We start from the raw sequence: 15,664 nt of genomic DNA, 5'->3' as shown, positions 1-15,664 counted from the left end.
GGATATGCAGACGGAATTTGATTTTATCGTAGTGGGCGGCGGATCGGCCGGATCGGTCATTGCGTCGCGCCTGAGCGAAGTGGCGGATGTGTCGGTGCTGTTGCTGGAAGCGGGCGGCAGCGATCGCCATCCGTTTTTCCACCTGCCTGCGGGCTTTGCCAAGATGACCAAGGGCATCGGCAGTTGGGGCTGGACAACAGTGCCGCAGAAACACATGCAAAATAAGGTGTTTCCCTACACACAGGCCAAGGTGATTGGCGGTGGCTCAGCGATCAATGCGCAGATTTACACCCGGGGTGCGGCACAGGATTATGATGACTGGCGGCAGATGGGCTGTGAGGGCTGGAGCTATGAGGATGTGCTGCCGTATTTCCGCAAGTCTGAGGACAATGACACCTATGAGGGCCGCTATCACGGCAAAGGCGGCCCGCTGGGGGTGAGCCAGCCAAGTGCGCCTTTGCCGATTTGTGATGCTTTCATTGCCGCCGGTGGCCAATTGGGCATTCCGGCCACCAAGGATGTGAATGGCGAAAAACAGGATGGTGTTGGCTATTACCAGCTCACTCAACGCAATGCGCGGCGGTCTTCGGCAGCGATGGCCTTTCTGGCACCAAATCGCGATCGCAAGAACCTGACGGTGCGTATGGGCGCGCAGGTGCGACGTCTGGCGGTGGAAAAAGGGCGCGTGATTGGTGTGGATCTGATGGATGGCACAGAGCTGCGCGCGGCGCGGGAGGTGGTTTTGTCCTCCGGCGCAATTGGATCGCCGCGCCTGTTGCAGCTGTCGGGCATTGGGCCTGCGGATCAGCTTGCCGCGCTGGGCATCGAGGTACAGCTGGATCAGCCCAATGTCGGGGCGAACCTGCAAGATCACCTTGATCTATATGCCATATGTGAGGTGAGCGGCCCGCATACCTATGATCGTTTTGCCAAGTTGCATATGAGCGCTCTTGCCGGGCTGCAATATCTTTTGGCGCGCAAGGGGCCGGTCGCCAGCAGCCTGTTTGAAACCGGCGGCTTTTGGTATGCTGATGAAACCGCGCGTTCCCCCGATATTCAGATGCATTTGGGGCTGGGTACAGGCATTGAGGCGGGTGTTGCGGCCATGCCCAATGGAGGCGTGACGTTGAACGCCTGCTTCCTGCGACCCCGCTCGCGCGGCACTGTGCGGCTGCAATCGGCGGACCCAAACAAAGCCCCGCTGATCGACCCGAATTATCTGGCAGATCCTTATGACCGGGAGATGTCCCTGCGTGGTTTGCAGCTTGTGCGTGACATTCTCGCTCAGGACGCGCTCAAGCCTTATATTCTGGCAGAACGTCTGCCGGGGCCGACGGTTCAGACCGAGCAGGAGGCTTTCGCGTTCATCTGTCAGCACTCCAAAACCAGCCATCATTGTGCAGGCACCTGTCGCATGGGGGTAGATGCGGGGGCGGTCGTGGACATCCGGCTGCGGTTCAACGGGCTTGAGGGGCTGCGGGTTGCGGATGCCTCGATCATGCCGACGGTGAACTCTTCCAACACAAATGCACCATCGATCATGATCGGCGAGAAAGCCGCCGATATGATCAAAGAAGATCAGGGACTTACAGCATGATCAAACATATTGTTCTCACACGGTTTCGGGCGGATGTCTCTGAAGCGACGATCACGGAAATCTACGCCGGTCTGGCGCGGGTGACAGAGCGTCTTGAGGGCGCAACAGGGTTTCATGGCGGGCGATCGACCAGCCCGGAGAAGATCGAACGCGGCTATATGCACGGCTTTTCGATTGATTTTGACAGCTTTGACGATCTGGCGACCTATTCCGCCGATGCCGAACACAAACGCTGGGGAGCGGAGATCGTCGCCCATGCGGAGGGCGGCATTGACGGTGTGCTGGTGTTGGACATTGAGGCGTAACGGGTGTTGCAGAGAGGATTGACGACATGCTGACTTTGCCAACTGCAGACGGGCGTTTGGAACCCTATACGTTAAGCGGCACCCCACTGGTGCCGCGTGCGCCCAAGGTGGCGCTGACGCGCACGGCTTTTGCCGCAGCCCATGTGGTGTCTGATCCGATGGCTGAACGGGATCCCTGGACTGGGCGTCCGGCGGTGGATTGGGAGGCCACTCTGGCCTTCCGTCACGGGCTTTGGGATCAGGGGCTGGGACTGGCAGAGGCCATGGATACAGCACAGCGTGGCATGGGCGTGGATTGGGACACGGCGCGCGAACTGATCGAGCGGACCATGCTGGCCGCCAAAGCACATCCGCTGGCGCCACGTGTGGCCTGTGGCGCTGGCACGGATCATGTTGATCCCTCAGAGCTGACCTCAGCAGAGGCCATTATTGCCGCTTATGAACATCAGGCCGAAGTGATTGAGGCCGCCGGGGGGCAGTTGATCCTGATGGCCACGCGGGCCTTGCCGGCGATTGGCGCGGATAAGGCGGTCTATCGTCAGGTCTACCGCCGCTTGATTGATGGCGCTGCGGAGCCTGTTGTGTTGCATTGGCTGGGGGACATGTTTGATCCGGCTCTGACCGGATATTGGGGATGTGCAAATGTGGCCGAGGCCAGTGATTTTGTGCTGGAGCTGATTGCCGAGAACCCGGCGCAGGTGGATGGCATCAAGATTTCTCTGTTGGATCAGTCCCACGAAGAAGCTTTCCGGGCCCGCCTGCCTGAAGGCGTGAGGCTCTATACCGGGGATGACTTCAACTATGCGGCGCTGATTGAGGGCAATGGCGCGCAGTATTCCCATGCCCTATTGGGGATTTTTGCCGCCATTGCCCCTGCCGCGAGCCAAGCGCTTGAGGCGCTCGCACTTGGGGAAACGGATCGCTATCATGCGCTGCTGTCGCCGACCGTGCCGCTTTCACGGGAGATTTTTCGGGCACCGACGCGGTTTTACAAGGCAGGGATTGCCTTTTTGTCCTGGCTGAACGGATCACAGAGCCACTTCATCATGCCCGGAGGATTTCAAGCCAGCCGCGATATCACCCATTATGCAGAAGTCTTTAGGCTGGCAGATACGGCCGGGTTGCTGGCAGCGCCAGAACTGGCCGAAAACCGCATGAAGGCCTTGCTTTCATTGCATGGTATCTGACACCTAGGCGTTATGGAACGCAGACCGACAATCAAAGATGTGGCACGTGAGGCCGGGGTGTCAAAATCCACCGTGAGCCTCGTGTTGCAGGGCAGTGCCCTTGTGAAGGCGCAGACCCGCGAGCACGTGCAAAATGTAATGGGGCGGATCGGGTATGTTTATAATCGGTCTGCCGCCAAATTGCGCTCTGGCTCTACTGGCCTGATAGGGCTGGTGATCAACGATCTGCGCAATCCGTTTTTCTCGGAACTGGCGGCGTGTTTGCAGGAAAGCCTGTCGCAACAGGATTATGTTGCGGTTCTCGCTAACACCAATGAAGATCCGGCTCTGCAACATAAGATGATCAAGGCGCTGATCGAACATGGGGTATCTGGCTTTGTCATCAGCCCGACCTATGATGACAGCGGTGCGGCCTTTGAAGAGATTGCGCGCGCGGGTTTGCCTGCGATGCAGGTGTTTCGACAGGGCGATATGCGCGGTGACAAATTTCCCTTTGCGGCACCGGATTACAAAGAGGGGGGGCGACTGGCGGTGGCGCATCTGCGCGCGCGCGGAGCGCGGCGCATTGCCTTTGTCGGAGGGCTGGAGGGACGCCCGGTCACGCAGGAGCGGGCCTCTGGCTATCTCTCCGTGATGGAGGAGCAGGGACAGGAGCCCATCATGCTGACGGGCGCGGCGACGCGCCAGTTTGGATTGGAGCAGGCGGCGGTTCTGGCGTCGCAGTATCCCGATGTGGATGGTGTTGTGTGTTTCAATGACCTTGTCGCGCTGGGGCTCTTGGGAGCCAGTGTGGCCATGGGGCGTGATGTGGGGCACAGGCTGCGCATTGTGGGGGTCGATGACATCGCCGAATGCCAACACAGTGCGCCATCGCTGAGCTCTGTGTGTTGCCGAATTCCAGAGTTCGCCAATACCATCAGCGGGCAGTTGCTGGAGTGGCTGCAAAATGGTCCGGCACCGGCCCGCGAGCTGCGAACCCCAGTAGAGTTGATGGTGCGCGCCTCAAGCGGGACCCTCTGAGGAGAGAGACGATGATGCAAGACCCTGAGCGTTTTCTGCGAAATCTTTTTGATCAGGCCGTTGCTGTGGCGGATCCTATGGCGGCACTTCCGGGGGTTTTGGGCGAGAAACCCAAAGGCCGTGTGTTGGTTGTTGGCGCTGGAAAGGCCAGTGCCCGCATGGCCGAAGCGCTTGAAAGTGCATGGGGGCCTTGTGAGGGGCTGGTGATCACGCGTTATGGTTACGAGCGGCCCTGTGATGGGATCCGCATTGCCTCTGCGGCGCACCCGGTGCCGGATGCGGCAGGCGCGGCGGCGACGCTTGAGATGCTTGCACTGGTGCAGGGGCTGAGTGCTGAGGATACGGTGATCTGTCTGATTTCCGGGGGCGCCTCTTCTCTGCTGACCGTGCCTGTGCCCGGGGTCACGCTCGAAGAATTGCAGAAGGTGAATGCCGACCTGCTCGCGTCGGGTGCGCCGATCTCGCTTATGAACGCGCTGCGCAAACATCTGTGTCAGGCCAAGGGCGGGCAATTGGCGGCGGCGGCTTACCCGGCCAAAGTGGTTTCTTATCTAATCTCTGATGTCCCGGGGGATGAACCGGGCATGATCGGGTCTGGCCCCACGGTGGGCGAGCCGCGCGATCTGCAGAGTGCTCTGGCTGCGCTGGCGGAGTATGGCGTGCAGCTGCCGGAGCATATCGTCGCCGCTGCTCAAGCCCACGGCGGGGTTTTGGCCCCGGGGGATGCCCGCCTGTCTACAACGGAGAATATCCTTTTTGCCTCTCCACGCCAGTCGCTTGAGGCAGCGCGGCGTGTGGCGGAAGAGGCCGGGTGCCGGGTGGATATTCTGGATGATGCTTTGGAAGGCGAAGCGCGCGAGGTGGCCGCAGTGCAGGCCACGCTGGCGCGCAAACACAGCGCCGATGGGCCTTTGGTTTTGTTGTCAGGCGGGGAGCTCACGGTGACGCGGCGTGGTGACGGTGTGGGTGGACCCAATGCCGAGTTCGCGCTGGCGCTCGCCGTGGCGTTGAATGGCATGGTCGGGATTTACGCGATTGCCTGTGACACGGATGGTGTGGATGGGGCCGCCGAGGTGGCCGGCGCGATCATTGGCCCGGACACGCTTGCCAAGGCGGAGAAAATGGATGCAGATGCGCAGGCCGCGCTTGCGATCAACGATGCGCATGGTTTCTTTGGACGCATTGGTGCGCAGGTGGTGCCAGGGCCGACGCTGACAAATGTGAATGACTTTCGGGCCATTTTGATCACGGGATGATTGCGTCGCGCGCTGCGGCATCTGATAAAGAGCGCGAGGATACGGCGCAGGGCTGTGTTCGCTGCATGCGAGGGAATTGGCATGAAAAAGGCAATTGTAACGGGGCATTCCAAAGGGCTTGGCGCGGGGCTGGTACAGAGCCTGATCCATGCCGGGTTTGATGTGCTTGGCGTGTCGCGCAGCGCGCTTGGCGAGACCGATGATCATCTGAGCGAAGTAGCGCTTGATCTGGCAGATGAGGCGGCTGTGTCTGCGTTTGCGTCTGGGGAAGATTTCGCGCGGTTTCTGGCAGGGGCGACGGATGCTGTTCTGATCAACAATGCGGGGATTGTGGAACCGGTGGCACCGATTGGCCGACAGAACGCCAGCCTTGTGGCGCGGGCGATTGCTGTGAACGTCACAGGCCCCTTGTTGTTGACCAATGCCTTTGTGGCCGCCACGCAGGGGGCCGCAGATCGTCGGGTGGCCCATATTTCCAGTGGGGCAGGTCGCAATGCCTACACCGGTTGGAGCGTGTATTGCGCCACCAAAGCTGCGCTGGATATGCATGCGCGCGCTATGGTGGAGGACGGGGTGACGGCATTGAAGGTTGAAAGCATCGCTCCGGGGGTGATTGACACCGGCATGCAGGCCACCATCCGCGCCACGCCGGAGGAAGATTTTTCTATTTTGGACCAGTTCAAGGCCATGAAAGAAGAGGGTGCGTTGGCGCAGGCGCAAGATACAGCCGATAAGATCACGGCGCATATCCTGAGTGCTGGATTTGGATCAGAAACCATCACGGATGTACGCCAGTTCTGAGCATGTTTTGGAACGGGGCAGCGCGCTGGCGCAGACACCGGCGTGCTGGCACAGATTGGATTGCGGCACTTGCCGTGAGTTGAGGTACAACAACAGATTTGCTGGCGCCTATTCTGTGGAGGACAGGGGCGCGTGCAGGGAGGATAAGATGAAACGTTCCACCATCAATGAGATCATGCAGGCGGCGGATGACATGATCCGCTCTTACGGGTTCAAGCTGCCGCCTTTTGCCTATTGGACACCTGACATGTTTGTGGCGCAGAAAGCGCAGGCCAAAGCTCTGATTGACGCGCGCTGTGGTTGGGACATCACGGACTATGGTGATGGCCGTTTTGATGAAATGGGGCTGTTTCTGTTCACTCTGCGTAATGGACGCCTGGCGGATCTGCAACGGGGCGGGGGGATGTGCTATGCGGAAAAGCTGTTGATTTCACGTCAGGATCAGCTCTCGCCGATGCACACGCATGTGATCAAGGCCGAGGATATCATCAATCGAGGCGGTGCGACCTTGGTGGTGGAGCTTTATGGCTCCGATGATGCGGGAAATTTTGCCGAAGATCGCGGCGGTGTGGTGATGTGTGATGGCATCGCCCGCAGTTTTGCGCCCGGAGAAAAGCTAAAGTTTGCACCCGGCGAGAGCCTGACGTTGATGCCGGGGGATTGGCATGCCTTTTGGGGAGAAGGCGGGGATGTGCTGATCGGGGAAGTCTCCACCGTTAATGATGATGAGACTGACAATGTCTTCCGCGCGCCCATTGGGCGCTTTGCCGAGATTGAAGAAGATGTGGCGCCGATGCATCTCCTGGTCAGTGATTACACCAAGTGGTTGGGGTAACGCGCGATGATCCTGTGTTGTGGCGAAGCTCTGATTGATATGATCCCTGAACCGACTGTTGCAGGGGGCGAGGGCTTTGTGCCCCATGTGGGGGGCGCGGTGTTCAACACGGCGGTGGGGCTTGGGCGATTGGGCGCGCAGGTTGGTCTGCTTAGCGGTGTTTCGACGGATCAGTTTGGCGCACGGCTTGAGACACGCCTGAGGGAAAGTCATGTGGACACCAGCGCGTTGGTGCGCTCTGCGCGCCCCACAACCATGGCTTTTGTGCAGCTTCAAGATGGGCATGCCAGCTATACGTTTTATGATGAAAATACTGCCGGACGCATGATGGCATCTGCGGATGTGGCACCGATCGGCGAGGAGGTTGAGGCACTGTTTTTTGGCGGCATTAGCCTTGCGGTGGAGCCCTGTGCCAATGCCTATGCCGATGTTTTGCAGCGTGAGGGGGCGACGCGGGCGGTGATGATCGATCCAAATATTCGCCCCGGATTTATCCGTGACGTGTCGCGCTATCGTGCGCGTTTGGACCTGATGTTTGCACAGGCGGATGTGGTGAAAGTCTCTGATGAGGATCTGGGCTGGTTGATGCCGGAAGTTGAAGGCCTTGAGGCGCGTGCGCAAAAACTTCTCCAGAAAGGGCCCGCCTTTGTGATCGTTACCTGTGGTTCAAAGGGTGCGCAGGGCTTTCTGGCAAGCGGTGAACAGGTCGCGGTGCCCGCACAGCCCGCAACGGTGGTGGATACTGTGGGGGCCGGGGACACATTCAACAGCGGTGTCTTGGCGCGGTTGTCTGAGCTGGGCCTCTTGCGCAAAGACTGCATCGGCAGTCTTTCAGCAGAGGATGCCAAGGACGCGCTGTTGTTTGGGGCCAAAGTGGCGGCAGTGACCGTGGCGCGGGCGGGGGCAAATCCACCCTGGGCGCGTGAGTTGGCGTAGCTGGGAGCGGGCCCCATACGCGCGTTTAAAATGGGGGCCAGCCCCCAAACCCCTGGAGTATTTCCCGTCAGAAGAAGCGATGTCGGGATGTTGAGGTGGGCCGGGCTGTGAAAGGCTTGCCTTGGCGTCAGAAGGGCGGCATGAAGCGCGCAGTGTTTCAGGAGGCGCGTATGACACCGCAGGACGTTGAAAAGCTCTTTATTCGTGCAGATGGCAGCTATGGGTTTGCCCGGTGGGGACGGCCCATTGCGCCGGTGGTTTTTGGCGTGGAAGAGGCCACGTTGCGCACGGTGAAAGGCGCGCTGGAGGCCGTGGTTGCCCTTGTGGGACATCAGATGGCGGAGACGGATCCGGAGCTGGGCAGCAATCTGATGATGTTTTTCTTCCGTGAATGGGAGGAATTGCTGGCGGTGCCGGATCTGGAGCGTTTGATCCCGGATCTCACATCTTTGGTGACGCGTCTGAAAGCGGCGGATGCCACACAGTATCGCGCGTTTCGGTTTGACAATGCGGGGGCCATTCAGGCGGCTTTTGTGTTTTTGCGCATGAACAAGGAAATGGCACAGATCCCGGCCGAGGTCTTGGCGCTGGGTGAGGCGGTGCAGACGATAGTGACCTGGGGGCCACAGGCTTTTGCGGAGAGTTCCCCGCTTGCGGTAGTGCCGGACAATGGGGCGACCGTGTTGCGGCCTGAAATTGCGGCGGTGATCGCTGCGGCCTATGATCGGATGATGCCGCCAGCGGCGGCGGATGCGAGCCATGCGTTGCGCCTGTTTGCGCGGTTGCGGCTGGATCAGGACGGAAACTGAGCGCGGCACAGTTGCAAAAGCTCCGGTGCTTGCCTACCCATGGCCGCAGAGTCTGGACCTCATCTATAGGAGAAAGCCCAATGACCTATACCCTGCCGATCCGCGTCTATTATGAAGACACCGACATGGCAGGCATTGTCTACTATGCCAATTATCTGAAGTTCATCGAGCGCGGCCGTAGCGAATGGGTGCGTGAGATTGGCATGGATCAGCTGGAAATGAAGGCTGAGGGTATTGTCTTTGCAGTGCGACGGGTTGAGGCGGATTATCTGGGCTCCGCCGTTTTGGACGATGAGCTGATTGTGGAAACCGAAGTGGCCAATGTCACCGCCGCCCGGCTGGTGATGGAGCAGCGGGTGCTGCGCGGCGAAGAGGTCTTGTTTCACGCCATGGTCACGGTGGTCTGCATGAATGAAGCGGGCCAACCGGTGCGTTTGCCGGCAAATATCCGCCAAATGGTGCATTGAGCGGGCAAATTTCCGCGAGGCGCGGCAATTTAATGGCTTTCGCTATAGAAACCGGCTAGGTTTGCTCCCAAACAAGGCCCCTAAGAGGGCCGCAAAGCAGAGCAGGCAATATGGAACACGCAGCAGTCGATTTTTCGATGTGGGCGCTTTTTGCGCGCGCAACTCTGACCGTAAAACTGGTGATGGTGATGCTGATTGTGGCATCCTTCTGGTCTTGGTCGGTGATCGTTCAGAAGCAGATCATGTATCGCAAAGCCCGGCGCGAAGCGGCGCGGTTTGATCGCGCGTTTTGGTCGGGTGAGCCACTGGATCAGCTTTTTGAGGATCTTGGGCCTGAGCCTTCTGGGCGCTCTGCGAGGGTGTTTGCCGCTGGCATGGTGGAATGGCAGCGCAGCCATCGTCAGGATGGCGGGTTGATTGCCAATGCCACAAGTCGGATTGACCGGTCGATGGACGTGGCCATCGCCAAGGAGGCAGATGAGCTTCAAAATGGTTTGCCGATCCTTGCGACCGTTGGCTCCACAGCGCCTTTTGTTGGCTTGTTTGGCACGGTCTGGGGCATCATGAACGCCTTTATCGAGATTGCGGCACAGCAGAACACCAACCTTGCGGTTGTGGCTCCGGGGATTGCTGAGGCGCTGCTTGCCACTGGTCTGGGGCTGCTTGCCGCGATCCCGGCGGTGATTTTTTACAACAAGCTGAGTGCGGACAGTGATCGGATTGTGGCAGGCTATGAGGCTTTTGCCGATGAATTTGCCACCATTCTCAGCCGCCAGCTGGACGCCTGAGAGATGGGCGCGGGTGTGATGAAATCGGGCGGTGGAGGCGGCAAACGCCGTCGCCGCAATCGCCGCAGCAGCCCCCCAATGAGCGAGATCAACGTCACGCCGTTTGTGGATGTGATGCTGGTGCTGCTGATCATCTTTATGGTGGCGGCGCCGCTGTTGACGGTGGGTGTGCCTGTGGAATTGCCGAAGACTGCGGCCAATCCTTTGCCGGGAGAGCAAGAAGAGCCTTTGACCGTGACCATTGATGCGGAGCTGGGCATCACCATTATGACCACGCCGGTGGCCGCCGATGAACTGGTGCCCAAGCTGCGCGCGGTGGCGGCGGAGCGGGATTCTCAGCGGGTGTATTTGCGTGCGGATGGGGTCATTCCCTATGAGGCTGTGGTGCAAGTGATGGGCGCGCTGAATGCCGGTGGGTTCTCTGATGTGGGGCTTGTGACGGATGTGGGCGGGCCAACATTGGATGGCACGGCAACGGCGGACAACTAGGGCGCGCGGGTGCATATCGGCCATTATATCTCGGGCGCGGCCCACACCGGTCTGATCGGCTGGGTCCTGCTTGGCGGGGTGTTCAGCTCCGATCCGCCTCCTATGGAGGTGACGGATGTGTCGGTGATTTCGGCGGCAGACTTTGAGGCGCTGCTGCAGGCGCAAGCCGCGCCGGATGCGGCCACCGAGTTGGCTTTGCCCAACCCGCCAGAGGAGGTGCCGGTGGCCCCTGATCTGGTATCGGAGCCCGATGTGACCCCAGAACAGGTGACGCCGGCCGAAACGGAACCCGTTGTGCCTGACACGGTACCTGAAACGGTAGAGGTTGCGCCGCCCGTGCCGGTGACGCCGCAGGATGTGGCGCAGGAAACCCCGCAATTGCCAACGCCAGAGGTTGAGTCCGCGGTGGTGATCCCTGACACACCAGTGCGGCCTGTGACGCGCCCCGCAGATCGTGTGGCGCCAGAGCCTGTTGCGCCGCCGGAGCCGGATGTGGCCATTGCGGATGTGGTGCAGGAGGCAACCACACCGGATGAAGCGGGCCCCGCAACCGAAGAGGCGCAGGAAGAAACCGCGCCGGAGGCCGCCTCCGCAGAGATCGCAACTGAACCGAAGCAAGACGAGGTTGCCAGCGCGGCACCCAGCCGATCGTTGCGCCCGCGTCTGCGCCCAACACAAGTGACCCCCACGCCCAGCCCTGCGGCGACAGAAGATGCCATCGCGGCGGCTTTGGCTGAGGCCAATGCGGCTACGACGCAAACCAGTGAGACGCCGCGCGGGCCGTCAGGTCCGCCGCTCACACGGGGGGAGAAAGACGGGCTGCGCGTTGCCGTGCAGCAGTGCTGGATTGTCGATGTGGGATCGCGCGCGGCGGATGTGACCGTTGTGGTGGGTGTGTCGTTGGATCAGGACGGCAAAGTTCAGAGCGATGTGCGGCTGTTGAGCGCGCAGGGCGGTGATGACACTGCTGTGCAAACCGCCTTTCAGTCCGCCAGACGAGCAGTTTTGCGCTGTCAGAAGACAGGCTATGATCTTCCAGTGGAAAAATATGACCATTGGCGGGATGTTGAGATAACATTTAATCCAGAAAATATGAGGCGCAGATGAGCAGACTTCTTGTGACCCTGACCATGGCACTCCTAACGCTTGGCCCATGGCTTGCGCCTGCGCAGGCGCAAAATACGCCTCTGCGTATTGAGATCACGGATGGGGTGATTGAGCCCCTGCCTTATGCGGTGCCGGAATTTGTGGCCGAAACGCAGGGCTCCAACCAGGTCGCCAAGGATATCAGCCGGGTGATTGCGGAAGATTTGAACGGCACCGGGTTGTTTCGGGAGATACCCGCCAAGGCGCATATCTCTTCGATCACAAATTTTGGCAGTCCGGTACAATATGCCGACTGGAAAGCCATCAATGCGCAGGCTCTGATCACCGGTGGCGTTGCGGTGCGTGGCAATGAGCTGGAAGTGAAATTCCGTGTTTATGACGTTTTTGCAGGCACAGAGCTGGGCAATGGGCTGCGCTTCAAAGGCACAGTCGATGGCTGGCGTCGGATGGCCCATAAAGTGGCAGATGCCGTTTATTCGCGGATCACGGGCGAGGGCGGCTATTTTGACAGCCGCGTTGTCTATGTGGCGGAAACCGGCCCCAAGAATGACCGCAAAAAACGGCTGGCCGTGATCGATTATGATGGGGCGAATTTGCAGTATCTGACCGACAGTAGCGCCATTGTGCTTGCGCCGCGGTTCTCCCCAACCGGGGACCGGGTGCTTTACACGAGTTATGAAACGGGCTTTCCGCAGGTCTATGTGCTGGATGTGGGATCGGTGCGGCGCAAGGTGCTGTCCAATGAAAGCGGCACCATGAGTTTTGCGCCACGGTTCTCGCCGGATGGTAAAAGTGTTGTGATGTCGGTGACAGAGGCAGGCAATACGGATCTTTATAAAATGGATATTGGCAGTGGGCGACGGCAGCGTCTGACTTCGACACCGTCGATTGAAACCGCGCCAAGCTACAGCCCGGATGGCAGCAAGATTGTGTTTGAAAGCGATCGCTCCGGCACGCAGCAGCTCTATATCATGAACGCTGCGGGCGGAGAGGCGACGCGGATCAGCTTTGGCAAAGGGCGCTATGGCACTCCGGTCTGGAGCCCGCGGGGGGATCTGATTGCCTTTACAAAACAACATAATGGGCGGTTCCACATTGGCGTGATGCGCACCGATGGCAGCGAAGAGCGGCTGTTGACGGCCTCCTTCCTTGATGAAGGGCCAACATGGTCGCCCAATGGGCGGGTGATCATGTTCACGCGAGAAACGCGCGGCGCGGGCGGGGCGGCCACGCTCTATTCCGTGGATGTATCCGGGCGCAATCTTAAGCCTGTGAAAATCTCTGGTGGTGGCTCAGACCCGAGCTGGTCTCCGCTTCAGTGATGCTGATCTGCAGGTCAGGGAAGGCAACGTTTTCTTGTTGGGGCTCCTGTGATAAAAGGAGCCCCAACAGGCACAAGGACGTCAAAAAGACAGTCGGTTTGAGAGGCGAGGCAATTTCATGAAGACATGGACAACAGCGGCAGTTCTGAGCTGTGCGGTGGCGCTTGGCGCCTGTACGGATGCAGATCGTTTTGGCACAGATAGCAGCTATGGCTCTGGCACCAATAGTGGCAGCGAAGGGCTGGGCAGCAGTGCGGATCCGAGTTCCATTGCGTATTTTCAGGAAGCGGTTGGTGATCGGGTGCTCTTTGCCGTGGATCAATCCACGTTGAGTGAAGAGGGCCGTCTGGTGGTTTTGGCGCAGGCCAATTGGTTGCTCGCCAATACGGATTACATCGCTGTGATCGAAGGCCATGCCGATGAACAGGGCACGCGCGAATACAACCTTGCGCTTGGTGCGCGCCGTGCCAGCGCGGTGCAGGAGCTGTTGATTGCGCAGGGGGTTGCGGGAAATCGCATTCGCACGGTGAGCTTTGGCAAAGAGCGGCCACTTGAGGTGTGCTCTGAGGAAAGCTGTTATGCCAAGAACCGCCGGGCGGTGACGGTGTTGACAGCCAATGTGACGGGATAAGAGAAAATGCGGGCGCAGGTTTTTGCAGGTCTGAGCGCTTTGGCGCTGGTGATGGCTCCGATCATGGGGCAGGCGCAGACGCGCGAGGAAACACTGGCAGATGTGCGCCAGCAGCTTTCTGTTCTCTATGTGGAAATTCAAAAGCTGAAGCGTGAGTTGTCCACGACAGGGGCGCCGGGCACAGCGGTGGCCGGGGCCACGACGCTGGAACGAGTCGATGTGATCGAAAAGCAGCTTCAGGTGCTCACCGGGAAAACCGAACAGCTTCAGTATCGTGTGGAGCGCATTGTCGAGGATGGCACCAATCGCATCGGCGATCTTGAGTTCCGTCTTGTTGAATTGGAGGGGGGCGACCTGAGCCAGCTTGGGGAAACTACCACGCTTGGCGGGGATGTGGCCGAAGTGCCCTCTCTGGCGGATGGGGTAACGGATGACGGCTCCGGTGATGGCGCGCCTGCAGAGCTTGCTGTGGGCGAGGAGACCGATTTTGGCCGTGCCATGACCGCGCTGGATGAAGGCGAATTTGGCGCAGCGGCAGATCAATTTGCCACATTTGTGCAAACCTATCCCGGTAGCCCGCTTGAGGCGGAGGCGCATCTGCGGCGTGGTCAGGCCCTTGAGGGGCAGGCGGATATGACCGGTGCCGCTCGCGCGTTTCTGGAGGCTTACTCAGGGGCTCCGCTAGCAGGCACAGCGCCTGAATCGCTGTACCGTCTTGGCAAGTCGCTTGGCGTTCTGGGACAGGTCAATGAAGCCTGCGTGACACTCAACGAAGTTGGTGTGCGCTTTCCAGGTGGGGCATTTGTGACGGAAGCACAGACGGAAATGGCCAGTCTGCAGTGTTCCTAAGTCCGCCTGAAGAGGCGTTACAGCATGCGCTAGACCACATTTTTGGCGCGAATCCTCCCGATGTGCTGGGCGTGGCCGTGAGCGGCGGAGGCGATTCTCTGGCATTGCTTGATATGTTGCGACGCTGGGGCGGCGCGCATCTGAAGGTGGTGAGCGTCAACCATGGCCTGCGGGCGGAGGCGGTCGAAGAGCTGGCCCTTGTGGCGGCCTACGCGGCGGATCACGGTCTATCACATGACAGTCTGACATGGGCCTGGGATGGTGCCGGCAATCTCCAGCAAGCGGCGCGCGAGGGGCGGCGTGCGGCTATTGCTCATTGGGCCAAAGCGCAGGGCATTCGCTGCGTCGCTTTGGGGCATACAAAAGACGATCAGGCGGAAACTTTCTTAATGCGTCTGGCGCGCGGGTCGGGTGTTGATGGTCTGGCGGCAATGGCTCCGCGCTATGAGCAGGCGGGGATCACATGGGTGCGTCCTCTGCTGGAGGTCGGGCGGGAGAGCCTGCGTGCATATCTTCGCGAGCAGCACATCACATGGGCCGATGATCCCAGTAATGAAGACCCTCGCTTTGATCGTGTGAAGGCGCGGCAGATGTTAAGCACGCTTGGACCGCTCGGGCTGACAGTGGAGCGATTGGTGCAGACCGCAGACCATATGGCGCGTGAAAAAGAGGTTGCGGGTTGGGCGTTGACAATAGCGCGAGACACCTGTGTGACCCACGATGCGGGGGATGTGATTTTGCAGCGCGCCATCGCAGATGCTCTGCCAGCAGCGCTTTTGACCCGATTGTTGGCAGAGAGCCTTTCAAAGGTGTCCGGCGCGGCATACCGGCCCCGGTTTCGGGCGGTGCAAGCCGCGATGCAGGGGGAGCGGCCCATGTCGTTGCATGGCTGTTTGATCCTACCCACATCAACAGAGTTGCGCATTACGCGGGAGTGGGCGGCCATCCAAAACCTGCGCTGCCGCGTAACCGAGATATGGGATGGCAGATGGCAGATGGAGCCACCTGAGGGTGCGGATGTGGAAGGCCTGCATATTGGCGCGCTGTCCGCGCAAGGGATGCGCCAAATGGAAGCGCCGCCAAGTCCTGACCTGCCGCGTCAAAGCTTGCTGTCCTCGCCTGCGGTCTGGCGCGGAGAAACTTTGATTGCGGCCCCTCTGGCTGGGCTTAAAAATGGGTGGAAAGTGAGCTTGGTCTGAAAATCCGTGGTATTTGACGGGGCTTGAGGGGGAGAATGCCAAATACCGCATTGATTACGCGTCAGC

At 59.7% G+C, this 15,664-nt stretch carries 17 protein-coding genes; all 17 read left to right on the top strand.

All coding sequences use genetic code 11. The features are described from left to right. Positions 1-4 precede the first annotated feature (4 nt). The 17 genes from J7382_RS10850 (at position 5) to tilS (ending at position 15,598) form a co-directional block, all read left to right on the top strand. The gene (locus J7382_RS10850; RefSeq protein ID WP_209069045.1) at positions 5-1,597 is read left to right on the top strand and encodes a GMC family oxidoreductase N-terminal domain-containing protein; all 1,593 of its coding nucleotides are present in this window, start codon (positions 5-7) and stop codon (positions 1,595-1,597) included. Beyond that, the gene (locus J7382_RS10845; protein WP_209069044.1) at positions 1,594-1,902 is read left to right on the top strand and encodes a Dabb family protein; all 309 of its coding nucleotides are present in this window, start codon (positions 1,594-1,596) and stop codon (positions 1,900-1,902) included. The genes J7382_RS10850 and J7382_RS10845 overlap by 4 nt, the downstream gene beginning before the upstream one ends. 26 nt (positions 1,903-1,928) lie before the next feature. Continuing rightward, complete coding sequence (locus J7382_RS10840; RefSeq protein ID WP_209069043.1) at positions 1,929-3,089, top strand: dihydrodipicolinate synthase family protein; 1,161 nt, start codon at positions 1,929-1,931, stop codon at positions 3,087-3,089. A gap of 12 nt (positions 3,090-3,101) precedes the next feature. Continuing rightward, positions 3,102-4,109, top strand: coding sequence for a LacI family DNA-binding transcriptional regulator (locus J7382_RS10835; protein ID WP_209069042.1), 1,008 nt, complete (start codon positions 3,102-3,104; stop codon positions 4,107-4,109). A 14-nt stretch (positions 4,110-4,123) separates the two neighbouring features. After that, on the top strand, positions 4,124-5,365 hold the full coding sequence (locus tag J7382_RS10830) for a glycerate kinase (protein ID WP_247744968.1): 1,242 nt from the start codon (positions 4,124-4,126) through the stop codon (positions 5,363-5,365). 81 nt (positions 5,366-5,446) lie between these two features. After that, positions 5,447-6,166, top strand: coding sequence for an SDR family NAD(P)-dependent oxidoreductase (locus J7382_RS10825; RefSeq protein ID WP_209069040.1), 720 nt, complete (start codon positions 5,447-5,449; stop codon positions 6,164-6,166). Positions 6,167-6,314: 148 nt separating this feature from the next. Then, a complete protein-coding gene (locus J7382_RS10820; RefSeq protein WP_209069039.1) occupies positions 6,315-7,001 on the top strand; it encodes a D-lyxose/D-mannose family sugar isomerase in 687 nt (228 codons plus the stop codon). A gap of 6 nt (positions 7,002-7,007) precedes the next feature. Then, positions 7,008-7,937, top strand: a complete 930-nt coding sequence (locus J7382_RS10815) for a carbohydrate kinase (protein WP_209069038.1) — start codon at positions 7,008-7,010, stop codon at positions 7,935-7,937. Positions 7,938-8,077: 140 nt separating this feature from the next. Continuing rightward, complete coding sequence (locus J7382_RS10810) at positions 8,078-8,746, top strand: hypothetical protein (RefSeq protein ID WP_247744951.1); 669 nt, start codon at positions 8,078-8,080, stop codon at positions 8,744-8,746. Between the two features lie 80 nt (positions 8,747-8,826). Further along, positions 8,827-9,213: a tol-pal system-associated acyl-CoA thioesterase gene (gene ybgC / locus J7382_RS10805; protein WP_209069037.1), complete on the top strand. Its 387-nt coding sequence runs from the start codon at positions 8,827-8,829 to the stop codon at positions 9,211-9,213. Positions 9,214-9,323: 110 nt separating this feature from the next. Then, a complete protein-coding gene (tolQ, locus tag J7382_RS10800) occupies positions 9,324-10,001 on the top strand; it encodes a protein TolQ (protein ID WP_209069036.1) in 678 nt (225 codons plus the stop codon). A 3-nt stretch (positions 10,002-10,004) separates the two neighbouring features. Beyond that, complete coding sequence (tolR, locus tag J7382_RS10795; protein WP_209069035.1) at positions 10,005-10,490, top strand: protein TolR; 486 nt, start codon at positions 10,005-10,007, stop codon at positions 10,488-10,490. A gap of 9 nt (positions 10,491-10,499) precedes the next feature. Beyond that, positions 10,500-11,597, top strand: coding sequence for an energy transducer TonB (locus J7382_RS10790; RefSeq protein WP_209069034.1), 1,098 nt, complete (start codon positions 10,500-10,502; stop codon positions 11,595-11,597). 23 nt (positions 11,598-11,620) lie between these two features. Beyond that, the gene (tolB, locus tag J7382_RS10785; protein ID WP_247744966.1) at positions 11,621-12,919 is read left to right on the top strand and encodes a Tol-Pal system beta propeller repeat protein TolB; all 1,299 of its coding nucleotides are present in this window, start codon (positions 11,621-11,623) and stop codon (positions 12,917-12,919) included. A gap of 118 nt (positions 12,920-13,037) precedes the next feature. Further along, positions 13,038-13,550, top strand: coding sequence for a peptidoglycan-associated lipoprotein Pal (gene pal, locus J7382_RS10780; RefSeq protein WP_209069032.1), 513 nt, complete (start codon positions 13,038-13,040; stop codon positions 13,548-13,550). Between the two features lie 6 nt (positions 13,551-13,556). Further along, a complete protein-coding gene (locus J7382_RS10775; RefSeq protein WP_209069031.1) occupies positions 13,557-14,399 on the top strand; it encodes a tetratricopeptide repeat protein in 843 nt (280 codons plus the stop codon). Then, complete coding sequence (gene tilS / locus J7382_RS10770; protein WP_209069030.1) at positions 14,390-15,598, top strand: tRNA lysidine(34) synthetase TilS; 1,209 nt, start codon at positions 14,390-14,392, stop codon at positions 15,596-15,598. The genes J7382_RS10775 and tilS overlap by 10 nt, the downstream gene beginning before the upstream one ends. Positions 15,599-15,664: the final 66 nt, after the last annotated feature.

Origin of the sequence: Shimia sp. R11_0, from assembly GCF_017744035.1 — a bacterium.
Lineage (GTDB): Bacteria > Pseudomonadota > Alphaproteobacteria > Rhodobacterales > Rhodobacteraceae > Shimia > Shimia marina.
This window is presented reverse-complemented; position numbering and strand designations above follow the sequence as displayed.

Bases quoted from the DNA above. Each gene is read 5' to 3' on its own strand.
- J7382_RS10850 (WP_209069045.1), top strand. From the start codon at position 5: ATGCAGACGGAATTTGATTTTATCGTAGTGGGCGGCGGATCGGCCGGA.
- J7382_RS10845 (WP_209069044.1), top strand. From the start codon at position 1,594: ATGATCAAACATATTGTTCTCACACGGTTTCGGGCGGATGTCTCTGAA.
- J7382_RS10840 (WP_209069043.1), top strand. From the start codon at position 1,929: ATGCTGACTTTGCCAACTGCAGACGGGCGTTTGGAACCCTATACGTTA.
- J7382_RS10835 (WP_209069042.1), top strand. From the start codon at position 3,102: ATGGAACGCAGACCGACAATCAAAGATGTGGCACGTGAGGCCGGGGTG.
- J7382_RS10830 (WP_247744968.1), top strand. From the start codon at position 4,124: ATGCAAGACCCTGAGCGTTTTCTGCGAAATCTTTTTGATCAGGCCGTT.
- J7382_RS10825 (WP_209069040.1), top strand. From the start codon at position 5,447: ATGAAAAAGGCAATTGTAACGGGGCATTCCAAAGGGCTTGGCGCGGGG.
- J7382_RS10820 (WP_209069039.1), top strand. From the start codon at position 6,315: ATGAAACGTTCCACCATCAATGAGATCATGCAGGCGGCGGATGACATG.
- J7382_RS10815 (WP_209069038.1), top strand. From the start codon at position 7,008: ATGATCCTGTGTTGTGGCGAAGCTCTGATTGATATGATCCCTGAACCG.
- J7382_RS10810 (WP_247744951.1), top strand. From the start codon at position 8,078: ATGAAGCGCGCAGTGTTTCAGGAGGCGCGTATGACACCGCAGGACGTT.
- ybgC (WP_209069037.1), top strand. From the start codon at position 8,827: ATGACCTATACCCTGCCGATCCGCGTCTATTATGAAGACACCGACATG.
- tolQ (WP_209069036.1), top strand. From the start codon at position 9,324: ATGGAACACGCAGCAGTCGATTTTTCGATGTGGGCGCTTTTTGCGCGC.
- tolR (WP_209069035.1), top strand. From the start codon at position 10,005: ATGGGCGCGGGTGTGATGAAATCGGGCGGTGGAGGCGGCAAACGCCGT.
- tolB (WP_247744966.1), top strand. From the start codon at position 11,621: ATGGCACTCCTAACGCTTGGCCCATGGCTTGCGCCTGCGCAGGCGCAA.
- pal (WP_209069032.1), top strand. From the start codon at position 13,038: ATGAAGACATGGACAACAGCGGCAGTTCTGAGCTGTGCGGTGGCGCTT.
- J7382_RS10775 (WP_209069031.1), top strand. From the start codon at position 13,557: ATGCGGGCGCAGGTTTTTGCAGGTCTGAGCGCTTTGGCGCTGGTGATG.